This is a genomic window from Coleofasciculus sp., assembly GCF_046539235.1.
Classification (GTDB): domain Bacteria; phylum Cyanobacteriota; class Cyanobacteriia; order Cyanobacteriales; family Coleofasciculaceae; genus Coleofasciculus.
Genome location: NZ_JBKHHI010000225.1, coordinates 1 through 10,700, shown reverse-complemented (window position 1 = coordinate 10,700; position 10,700 = coordinate 1). Strand labels below are relative to the sequence as shown.

Below are 10,700 nucleotides of genomic sequence, written 5' to 3'. Positions count from 1 at the left end.
GGTTGGTCGTTTGTTGAGATGAGTCATCTGTCATTTGTCAGTTGTCATTGGTAACGTTAGCTATTTCCGGCGTTCCACCACTGAAATTCTGAGCAACGACTAGATCTCCGACTTGTTCAAGAAATCAGGAATTCTGTAGCTAGCCTTATCTAGGTATTGATATCAATAGCTAGTTTAACTCGGTTCAAGACAGGAGTATAAATATCGACTTCAACCTCTGGGACTCGAATGGATACAATTAATGAATAACCAGCAGATTGCTGCCAACGCTCTAAGTGCTTTTTATCTTTCCACCATCCACCAACTGGATAAACGGCGATCGCACTTCTTTGTGCCAGTTCAATAGCAGTACCATACCAGATGTCCGAATGGATTGAGCCTCGGTTTCTTAGCTTTGAACCGAGAAACCAATTGTCACTCTCCGTTCTAGTTGTTGTGTTTTCTTCTTCCTCTCTAGCCGCTTTATTGATTCGTCTCCTAAAATCATCATGGCTTTCCAGGGGTCTTTTTACTTCAAACCGTAAGCTGTATGACGCATAACGATGACGCTGACCCCATCCGCGTTCCCCGGGATTTGGCTCAATGAAGTAGGAAAGAGTAACCTTTAGCCAATCATCTTCACCGAAGCATAACTGATCTATTGCGGCTGACCAAGATGACGGAGTTCCTTGATTAGAGGCGGGAATTTCACTCGTTATTGCCATGCAAAAAACTCGACGCCGATTTGGAGCCTGAATTTCGGGGCGAGCCACAGCCTCCTTTGTAATTGCACCGTAGAGTTCAGGCTCGTTCGGTTGGTTAGGTTGGAGTATTTTAACGGACTCCAGCCGATGCCTAAGTTTTACCTGATTAGAGGTTTGTAGTACATCCAGTAAATCAGCATACAGCGCTAAGCCAGCCATCTGAGTACCGTGACCCCAGTTGTCACGGACTCCCCACCTAGGCTCATAGGTATGCATATCGCTGGAATCTAGAGTTGGCTCAATGAGGGGATGGGTTCGGGTGACTCCACTATCCAGTAAACATAACGCGATCGCATGTTGACCTGGCTCAAGGATACGATCTGCTACATCTCTAGCCCAACGTACTTGTTCCACTGGACCCATGTCCAAAAACATTGATGGGGTATCTTTGGCGATACGCAGTTCTGCAACAGCATCTGAGTTTTTGATCAGCCGCGCCATTGCTTCTACATCAGCCATAGCTAGAACAACCTCCCGTTCTGGGAAGGAAATAGCGTGAGGCTTAGTTTGAATATTCAGGCGCTCAGTAATAGTATTAAACGTTTCACGTTGGTCGCGACGCAGCCAGACTTCCCACCAAACTTCTTGCTCATCTTGAGGAAAGAGAGTTGAATCGTCCGTAAACAGTGAGCGAACAGTACCAATCTCTACCGTTTCTAGTCGGGCAACCAATGCCTCATTCTTAGGCTTACCTTTTTTCGTTTCCTGATCACGGTATTGTTCCACTTTTGACAGAAAATAGTCAGTGGCTGATTCGGGTACAAATACCGTTGCTTTGACCACATCCTCCTGTTCAGCAGGCTTATGTACTGCTACAAGTTCAATCTTCTTTTGGCGATTTTCTAGTTTCTCAAACGCATTTGCCTGATCAGTCAGCACCTGAAATTCTAAATAAAAACCCGGTTTACCCGTCGCTATTTCGGGTTCACGAGAGTCTAACTGCTGTCGAGCCTTAAGAAGGGATCGACCAATCGCTCGTGCTAACTCGTTAGCATGTCTTTCTCTATCGCGAGGGGGCGGTGGTGGAGTTGTTCCTGTACGTGGCGATGTGTAATTTTCGCTTTCACCACTATCGGGAAGATAGATGTGAGGACGATCACGCGACTGATCAACCATTCGATATTGAACTCCTTATTGCTCAAAGGTAATATCCTTTCGTTCCAGGATAGCCAAGATTAAAGTTTCTTCGCTGACTTGTTTGGTATTCGATAATATCGCTTGTTTGGCCGCTTCGTCTGTCGCTCTGACAATCTCAGCTTGAGTGAGTCCGTCGGCTGCGTCGATAATGCGTGACCAATCCTTCCATCCTATATCAAAGGTTACTAGCCGTATTCTTATCAGTTGGCGAATCATTTTTGCATCCGGCAACTTGTACTTAATTACATCGTCAAAGCGCCGAAAAAGAGCATTATCCAATAAGCTGGGATGGTTCGTTGCTGCAATAATAATGCTTTGGCTATTATCATTTTCCAAAAATATCAGAAAAGAATTGAGTATGCGCCGAATTTCTCCCACATCATTTCCCGTCGTGCACCCACTGCCAATCGCATCAAATTCATCAAATAAATAGACTCCTTTGGTTACGTTCATGGCATTAAAAATAACTCTAAACCGACTAGCAGTTTCTCCCATAAATTTACCAATAATACTTTCGTAAAGTGTGGTAAAAAGCGGAAGGTGCAGCTCTCCAGCTAAAGCCGCAGCCGTCATTGTCTTCCCTGATCCGGGCGGTCCGACAAATAGGAGTTTACGACGAGGTGACAAGTTATGTTCCCGCAACCGTTTTTGTTGCTTTTGTTCGGTTAAAATTCGTTTTAATCGACTCTCTAGTTCAGGTTGCAGAATCATTTCCGATAACCGCGTTTCTGGATATCTCACGGATACTAGATTCGCCAGATCACCTTTGGGTTGAGCTAAGGGTATAATTCCAGGTGTTTGGTCTATCACAGACTTACGCTCTTTGGCTTGATCAATTAACTCTCTGATTTCTTGAGCTAACTTCCCATGTCCCAGCCTTGCTTCATAAGCTGCCATCTGTAGAGCAGCAGAATAGAACTGCCGATCCTCACCTTCCAGATGGCTCTTTAAAAGCGCTATAATGTGCCGAGCAGTGGACATGATTGATCTTTGCCTTTTTTCGTGGCAGTCTTAACTGTAGTACTATTACAATTTGAATGTTGGTCAGTTTAGCCGTTTTTATGGATGGCAAATTCCGCCTTGACAAAAACTCCTCGGTAGGTCATGGTCACATCTAATCCAAAAAGTACACAAGTTGTAACTGCTCATCGGATTTAACTATATCGTTTTGCTGACCACTTCTAGTATAGGACATTTGTACTATAGCGATCCGCTTTGAATCGTGAATATGCTAGTGAGTCTTGTCCATCCACTGATAATCTGGATCAAAATGCGGCTGTGATTTACCCGATTGGGTTAGGTGATCACTTGGCTGTGGTAGTTTCTTGAGATGATGCTGCACTGTGTTATTACGGGACAAGGCTATACTAAGGAAAAGACCTTGAATTGATTCAATCAACTCCAATCAACGATTTTTATATCAAGTGTATAATTCAATTTATTTGTATCAATTAAAGATTCATTTTTTAAGGAGAAAACACTGTGAAATCAAGCAGTAATGTGCCAATAATATTGTAAGTTTTTATTTCAGAATAAATACAAAATTGTTCCCTATACTCCAAAACCCACGCCATGACTACTCAAACTCCTTTATCCCGTGGGTACTTTTTCCTGGGAGTCATCTGCCTTCTGCCTTCTCCTCAAAGGGGTTCGTTAACCAGGATTTAGTCTAATCTCCCTATTCGCTAGCGATATCCTTTAAGAAGTCGGGGATCTGGTAGTAGTGTGAAAGCAGCCATTAGCCACTTTATTACTACGTTATGAGTAATCGCGAGAAACTACGCCAACTCCTACTCCAACTTGACAACAAGAGCTACAAAGCCTATAAGGATATCAAGGGACGCTATCACTTTTCGGATTTTACCTTAATTGTCGATCGCGTCCAAGGTGATCCCTTTGCCAGTCCCAGTCATGTTCGGGTGCAACTGTCCCAAGCGGTGGCGGATTTTCCCAAAACCCTTTACCAAAGTCGTAGTCGAGAAATCGCCTTACGGGATTACCTGACACGCCAGTTTGATTTAGTGGCGCGAGAATTCAGTTCCCACCGGGGAACCGGGAATAGTGGGCGGATTGCAATTGTGTCTGTGGGACAATCGGTAATTGAACGCACGGCTGCATTTATCAATGATGAACTCGTCGAAGTGCGCTTTGTCGTCGGCTTACCTGCACGGGGACGACGTATCTCTGGGCGTCAGGCGGCGGAAATGTTGTGTGAGGATATTCCAGAGATTGTTGATCAAGCGCTGAAGTACGACTCTCTAGATGCGGTAGAGATTAAACAGCACGTTGAAACCATCGAAGATGCAGACTGGTTGCGTCAACAGTTAGCCGAACGGGATTTAGTGGCATTTATTGCCGATGATGCCATTCTACCCCGACGCAGTGGCGTGGATGATCGCCCATTAGAGGACAATGCGTTACCCTTCCAATCCCCAGAAACCTTGCGGGAAACCTTTAATTGTCCCAATCGGGGAGAGGTAACAGGGATGGGGATTCCCGCCGGAATTACCCTGATTGTCGGCGGTGGCTATCATGGCAAGTCTACCGTCTTGCGATCGCTAGAGGTGGGGGTCTATAATCACATTCGGGGGGATGGACGGGAATTTGTGGTGACTCAAGCCTCAGCGGTGAAGATTCGGGCAGAAGATGGGCGTAGTATTGCCAGTGTCGATATTTCGCCGTTTATTAACCAATTACCCCAAGGTCGGTCTACTCGTCAATTTTCCACCGCCAATGCGAGTGGGAGTACCTCTCAGGCGGCGAATATTATTGAAGCCTTAGAAGCCAATACCCAGTTATTACTCGTGGATGAGGATACGGCGGCGACAAACTTTATGATTCGCGATCATCGGATGCAGCAGTTGATTGCCAAAGATAAGGAACCAATTACGCCGTTTATCGATAAGATACGTCAACTCTACACCGATTATGGAGTATCCACAATTGTAGTCATGGGGGGTAGCGGTGATTACTTTGATGTCGCCGATACCGTCATCGCCATGGATAACTTCCAACCCTACGATGTTACCGAAAAAGCCCGTGCGATCGCGAAACAGTATCAAACAGAACGGATTCCCGAAGGCGGAAAAGAGTTTGGCGAGATTGCGGCGCGTATTCCCTTACCCGAAAGCATTGACCCCAGTCGCGGTTCACGAGACGTTAAGCTGAAGGTGCGCGATGTGGATGAAGTTGTCTTTGGCAAAGAGGAAATCGATTTAGCCGCCGTTGAACAGATTGTGGAGAAAGGGCAATTACGGGCAATTGCTGAAGCGATTGTTTATGCCAAACGGCACTATATTAATGGGCAAAATACAGTTGCCGAAGTGCTAAATCGGATGATGGCAGATATTGAATCTCAGGGATTAGATTTGCTGGGAAATTTGCCAGAAGGAGACTTAGTATTATTCCGACGATTTGAGTTAGCCGCCGCCTTAAATCGATTGCGGACGTTGCAAATACGGGAGCATCATTAACATCCTCTCCCACTCGTCTGAGTCGGGGCGGGTTTAGTTATAGCAATAGACACATCGATTAGGACGTTCGGCACTATTGTAGAGACGTTGCCGGCAACGTCTCTACTAAGCTGTAACCCATTTAATTAGCCATTTACGTGGCTGGTATGACTTAGCCAGACGCAGCGATCGCAATGGATGAGAATTCTATCCAGAAACTGTAGGGGCGCAGGTTGTGCGCTCATAAAATCTGCCAATCTAATCCATCATTTTAGCTGTGTCACGCCACTACAATTTGGTGATAAAAAAATTTAGTTGGCTAAGAGTTGTGCAAGATGTGGGGTATAATCATCCCAGTTGTAGGTTGGGTTGACGACTGTTACCCAACGGAATCTAGGGCTAAAGCCCTTACTACAAGCAGGTATAATCATCCCAGTTGTCAACTTGATTCTAATTCTGCCCAACTATGGCTAGCTTAAAAATTGTTAACAATTTTGATGGCAGCTTTGTCCTCGAACCAGACGCCCAGAACCATTTATTTAGCTTGTTGAACGGTGAATCATTCCGCCAGCAAGTCGCGGGACAACTGCACTGTCAAGATTTGGAATTCACCGAGTTACTGTTTCAACCTGTCCCCTACAGCGAAGGGACTCCCAAGGGTATGCCACGGGAGTTTGAACAGTATCACGAATCGGACGATTATGCAATTATAAATGTCCCTCCCAATTTCATGTTCAAAGCCAAAATCTTCAACCCCAGCCGCCTCTGCGCGATTTATCGAAAAATAGCCTAACTATTGCTGATGAGTTCTGAAACGCCAATTCCCGCTCTCTCTGACTTAGAATATATCCCTTATCTGGACGAGGAGGGTAATCTCCCGGAATCCTTATCCGGCAAAATCGGCGTCTATGCCATTTTTGACCAGGATAAAACTCTGCAACTGGTCAACTATTCTCGTGATATTTATGTCAGCTTAAAACAACACCTAGTCCGTCAGCCTCAATCCTGCTATTGGTTGAAAGTGGAAACCATTGAGCGCCCCAATCGCACTCGCTTGGAAACAATCCGCAAGGCTTGGATTGAAGAAAATGGGGAAATTCCGCCAGGGAATGGTCAAGATGAAGCGATTTGGAATCAGCCGATTGATGCGAAAAAGACGATGACCGATGAGGATAAAGCCACCTATAACAAGAGTGAAGAATTAGGTCAAATTAAGCTGTTAAAGAAAATAGCACGGCGCGTTGAAGCGGAAATAGTCGAACAATTAAATGCCCGTGGTGTGCAAGCTGAGATTCGCTTTAATCCAAAATTAAAAGAGCAGGGGTTACTGGATTTAAAATAACAACATTTAAGCCAAAATAGACCTGTAAATTTGGCGTGGGTTGTCTAGTTTCCGTTCTCGGCTCTTGTAAGGAGTATCTCTTCACTGTGAATCAGGGCGGGTTTTGTTGATCAGGTTGTGGTAATCAGCTAGCCTTAGTACCTAAACCCGCCCCTACTATTGACCCTTCACGACATTCGAGGTCATGCTTATTTACTTTTTTCGCCACTAATTAACTGTGATGACTGGACACGCTCTAGGGGTTCCTATAGATACGAAGCCAGAGCAACCGCTAAATATAGTCTTTTGCTAGCCTTGTCGGATACAGTTTGCCAGACTATAATCTTAGCTTAATTCATACTGCATAACTCCTAATTCATCATTCATAAACAGCTTGCCTAAATCGCTCATGACGCCAACGCTGCTCAATAATCGCTATCGCATCCTCCAGACGCTGGGGGCAGGTGGGTTTGGGAATACCTTTCTCGCTGAAGATACTTACATGCCGTCGGGACGCAAGTGTGTAATTAAGCAGCTTAAACCCATGACTCATGATCCCCAAACCTATCAGCAAGTAAAAGAGCGATTTCAGCGGGAAGCGGCGGTTTTAGAAGAGTTAGGTGAAAGTAATCACCAAATTCCCCGATTATTTGCTTATTTTTCCGAGTCTGGACAATTTTACTTGGTTCAGGAATGGATTGAAGGGGATACCCTGACTCAAATTGTAGAACGGGAAGGTCGGCTGAATGATGGTCAAGTCAAGGCAATTTTGTTGAGTCTGTTGCCTGTACTGGATTACGTCCACAGTTGTCACATTGTTCACCGGGATCTTAAACCGGATAATGTGATTGTCAGGCGGCGAGATGGATTACCTGTGCTGATTGACTTTGGTGCCGTGAAAGAAGCGATTAAAACGGTTGTCCATTCCCAAGCCAATACCACCCCATCGATAGTCATTGGCACACCAGGGTTTATGGCAGCCGAACAAGCAGCAGGACGCCCTCGCTATGCTAGTGATCTGTATAGTTTGGGCTTAATTGCGGTATTTTTGCTCACGGGTAAATTACCGCAAACCCTAGAAACCGATATCCGCAGTGGCGAAATTTTATGGCGTCGGGATGCGCCCAATTGTCACTCCCATTTAGCTACGGTGATTGATCAGGCGATTCGCTTCCATCCGCGCGATCGCTTTGCGGATGCTAAGGAAATGCTGGAAGCCTTAAACGCCCATCCGACAACAATCACGACACCCACATTATCCCTTTTTAGTGCTAGTAAATCTGTCCCATCTACCCGTAAGCCAGCCGTTCCGCCAACCGTTCCCATCCGCAGAAAACCCCGACAAGCAGACGAGGAACAACCCTCTCGGCGCTTTGGCGGTTTAATCGCTGGCGGCTTACTCCTGAGTGCTGTGGCTGTTGGTTGGGGTTTAAACCGGCTTCTAGAACCCTCAAGTCGCGTACCGCCACCCCCAGAGTCAATATCTGCCTCTTCTGGAAATACTCCCTCACCCTCACCGACAGCGACAACCCCACCCTTATCTCTGCCAACGCCTTCGCCAAAACTGGTGAGTCCAAAATCGCCAACACCCCTGCCCCCACCTGATCCCACATTCCGTATCCAAGAATCTCCAGAACTCCTCCCTTCTCCAGATCCCCCCACGCCTTTTGCCTCTGAACCTTCAGTATTACTCTCCCCCTCTCCTTCCCCGTCTCCTGTAACTTACCCAACCCCCATACCTTCACCCTCACCCTCACCTACACCTGAAAACCACACGTCTGAACCGCTTCTATCGAATAAAATTCCTGGATTTACGCCAGGAACCCCACGAAAAGTGGTGGAAGCCGCCTTAGGTACACCAACCCAGCAAACCAAAGGCTTGTGGCACAATACCCAGGCATTGACTTATGAAGACTTTATTCGCGATCGCGTCAGTCTCGGTTATTTGTTTGATCGGGATACTAAGCGTTTGCGCCAAACTGAGGTGGCATTTGCCCAATCTGTAGGATTAGAAACCATGGCAAACACTTTAGATAAAATGCTGAGTCGCAATCTCTCACCAGAGATTCGCCAGGGATTAACTCAGGTTTATCAGCGTCAATCCAATCGTTATCGTTTCACCAGCAGCAACGGTTCTCCGTTAAAAGGAGTGATTGAACGCAATGAACGCGATCGCATTTATATTGGCGTGTGGGAAGCTGATTTGCATTAAGTAGGGGTTTGTCATTGGTCATTCGTTCAATATTAGTGATGGGCGGGTTTAGTTAAGTTAGTGGTTTGAGCCAAAGCGTTATCGGTAAAACCCGCCCCTACACACTCACAACTCAAAACTTAATCAGCTAGTATTTTGCTCCAACTTTGGGCACCAATAATCCCATCAGCCGTGATCCCTTGTTGTTGTTGGAATCGTTTAACGGCGGCGGCTGTCGCTGAACCATATATTCCATCTGGTGTCGCCCCGATACGACGTTGCAGATATTTAACCACAAATCCTGTGGCATGGTTTTCTCGCAACACTGGCATGGCTAAGATTTGAGTAATGATCTGCCAGGTTTTAGCATCGGCAGTACCTGTGGGTGTAACACCAACGATCGCCTGAAAGGTTTTGAGTGCTGCTGTAGTATCCGCTTCGTTGGAACCATCTTCTTTTAATGGTGTACCTTTGGGACTTCTGATTTTTAGCCGATTTAAAGCTTTCTGAAGGTCAACAATTGGATTTTGGGAAAGGGGAATCGTCGGTGATGCGGTTTGTCCAGTTAATCCTTTGACAATTGCATTTGCCACGGCTTCGGCATCGTAGCGATCCATGTCCTCTTGATTATCGCAGAAACAGCACTCAACTAGAATCGCTGGCATTGCTGTATTCCGGAGAACGTACAAATGGGAACCATCTTTAATCCCGCGATTGAAGTACCCTAACTCGACAATATTATCTAATACAGGTTTAGCCATATCCTTCCCCGTATTGCTGATGGCAAAGACTTCTGCGCCTTTAGCTTTGCCGTTAAAGGCATTAAAATGGATGGATATAAATTGATCGACACGATTGTTATTCGCTGTATTGCACCGTTGTTGTAAGGAGTTGCTCACACTCCAAGCACGACTAGGTGTACAGTCTACGACTTGATGACCCAGGGATTTGAGTTTCGAGATCACTCTCGTCCCCACCGCCTTGGTCATATCATCTTCTTTCCTGATATTGCTAGCACCAGTATCTGGAGGGCAGTTATGTCCGATATCAATTCCGTATTTCATCGTTGACTCCCAATTGGTGATGAGACGTTAACTAACTAAACTATGATGATGACCGATGACTGAACCAATGCACTAGGGGTTGACATCCCTACCACCCTTTTGTTCCGTTTATGAAATCGGCAATAGTGGTTCAGAAAGTATGTTTGCCTCTCCCCAATTCCGATAATCCGATCCGGAGAGGATTCTGGAGACGTACTAATTAGCGAGAAATTTTGGGAATTCTAGGATAGCAAGACTATGGATGAGTTTATGGCAGCCGCGATCGCTCAAGCCCAACAGGGACTTCGGGAAGGGGGAATTCCCATTGGTTCAGTTTTAGTCAAAGAGGGTCAGATTATTGGTCAGGGATATAATAAGCGGGTTCAGGAGAATGATCCCGTCACCCACGCTGAGATTGATTGCCTGCGTCATGCTGGTAGAATCGGCAACTACAATGACACAATCCTTTACTCTACATTAATGCCCTGTTACCTCTGCGCCGGGGCTGTGGTTCAATTTGGGATTAAAAAAGTGATTGCTGGCGAGTCTCAAACCTTTGCTGGTGCTAGGGAATTTATGGAATCCCATGGCGTCGAGGTTGTGGATTTGAATCTAGAGGAGTGCCAGCAGATGATGAGCGACTTTATTCAACAGCATCCCAAACTCTGGAATGAAGATATCGGCGTTTAAGGGGAGCAGGGGGAGCAGGGGGAGCAGGGGGAGATGGGGAGATGGGGAGATGGGGAGATGGGGGAGCCAATGACCAATGACCAATGACCAATGACCAATGACCAATGACAAATGACCAATGAC

The 10,700-nt window shown here is 46.0% G+C and carries 8 protein-coding genes; 5 read left to right on the top strand and 3 right to left on the bottom strand.

The window, feature by feature from the left end:
• Positions 1–149: 149 nt before the first annotated feature.
• Together ACLFWI_RS18785 and ACLFWI_RS18780 are read right to left on the bottom strand one after the other, a co-directional pair.
• Positions 150–1,859: a S8 family peptidase gene (locus ACLFWI_RS18785; protein ID WP_446414175.1), complete on the bottom strand. Its 1,710-nt coding sequence runs from the start codon at positions 1,857–1,859 to the stop codon at positions 150–152.
• Between the two features lie 15 nt (positions 1,860–1,874).
• Complete coding sequence (locus tag ACLFWI_RS18780) at positions 1,875–2,861, bottom strand: AAA family ATPase (RefSeq protein WP_446414174.1); 987 nt, start codon at positions 2,859–2,861, stop codon at positions 1,875–1,877.
• 779 nt (positions 2,862–3,640) lie between these two features.
• Between ACLFWI_RS18780 and ACLFWI_RS18775 the strand changes: the two genes are divergently transcribed.
• The 4 genes from ACLFWI_RS18775 (at position 3,641) to ACLFWI_RS18760 (ending at position 8,865) form a co-directional block, all read left to right on the top strand.
• Entirely contained in the window at positions 3,641–5,353 is a 1,713-nt protein-coding gene (locus ACLFWI_RS18775) for an ABC-ATPase domain-containing protein (RefSeq protein ID WP_446414173.1), read from the top strand.
• A 445-nt stretch (positions 5,354–5,798) separates the two neighbouring features.
• A complete protein-coding gene (locus ACLFWI_RS18770) occupies positions 5,799–6,125 on the top strand; it encodes a hypothetical protein (RefSeq protein ID WP_446414172.1) in 327 nt (108 codons plus the stop codon).
• Between the two features lie 9 nt (positions 6,126–6,134).
• Complete coding sequence (locus tag ACLFWI_RS18765; RefSeq protein WP_446406689.1) at positions 6,135–6,674, top strand: GIY-YIG nuclease family protein; 540 nt, start codon at positions 6,135–6,137, stop codon at positions 6,672–6,674.
• Between the two features lie 388 nt (positions 6,675–7,062).
• Positions 7,063–8,865, top strand: coding sequence for a protein kinase domain-containing protein (locus tag ACLFWI_RS18760; protein ID WP_446414171.1), 1,803 nt, complete (start codon positions 7,063–7,065; stop codon positions 8,863–8,865).
• Positions 8,866–8,984: 119 nt separating this feature from the next.
• Here ACLFWI_RS18760 and ACLFWI_RS18755 read toward each other — a convergent pair whose 3' ends face one another.
• Entirely contained in the window at positions 8,985–9,908 is a 924-nt protein-coding gene (locus tag ACLFWI_RS18755; RefSeq protein WP_446414170.1) for an N-acetylmuramoyl-L-alanine amidase, read from the bottom strand.
• A gap of 237 nt (positions 9,909–10,145) precedes the next feature.
• Between ACLFWI_RS18755 and ACLFWI_RS18750 the strand changes: the two genes are divergently transcribed.
• Complete coding sequence (locus ACLFWI_RS18750) at positions 10,146–10,577, top strand: nucleoside deaminase (RefSeq protein ID WP_446414169.1); 432 nt, start codon at positions 10,146–10,148, stop codon at positions 10,575–10,577.
• Positions 10,578–10,700 lie beyond the last annotated feature (123 nt).

What these genes read in the sequence shown, in the direction of transcription:
- ACLFWI_RS18760 (WP_446414171.1), top strand. Translation starts at nt 7,063, where the DNA reads ATGACGCCAACGCTGCTCAATAATCGCTATCGCATCCTCCAGACGCTG.
- ACLFWI_RS18755 (WP_446414170.1), bottom strand. Translation starts at nt 9,908, where the DNA reads ATGAAATACGGAATTGATATCGGACATAACTGCCCTCCAGATACTGGT.
- ACLFWI_RS18770 (WP_446414172.1), top strand. Translation starts at nt 5,799, where the DNA reads ATGGCTAGCTTAAAAATTGTTAACAATTTTGATGGCAGCTTTGTCCTC.
- ACLFWI_RS18785 (WP_446414175.1), bottom strand. Translation starts at nt 1,859, where the DNA reads ATGGTTGATCAGTCGCGTGATCGTCCTCACATCTATCTTCCCGATAGT.
- ACLFWI_RS18780 (WP_446414174.1), bottom strand. Translation starts at nt 2,861, where the DNA reads ATGTCCACTGCTCGGCACATTATAGCGCTTTTAAAGAGCCATCTGGAA.
- ACLFWI_RS18765 (WP_446406689.1), top strand. Translation starts at nt 6,135, where the DNA reads ATGAGTTCTGAAACGCCAATTCCCGCTCTCTCTGACTTAGAATATATC.
- ACLFWI_RS18750 (WP_446414169.1), top strand. Translation starts at nt 10,146, where the DNA reads ATGGATGAGTTTATGGCAGCCGCGATCGCTCAAGCCCAACAGGGACTT.
- ACLFWI_RS18775 (WP_446414173.1), top strand. Translation starts at nt 3,641, where the DNA reads ATGAGTAATCGCGAGAAACTACGCCAACTCCTACTCCAACTTGACAAC.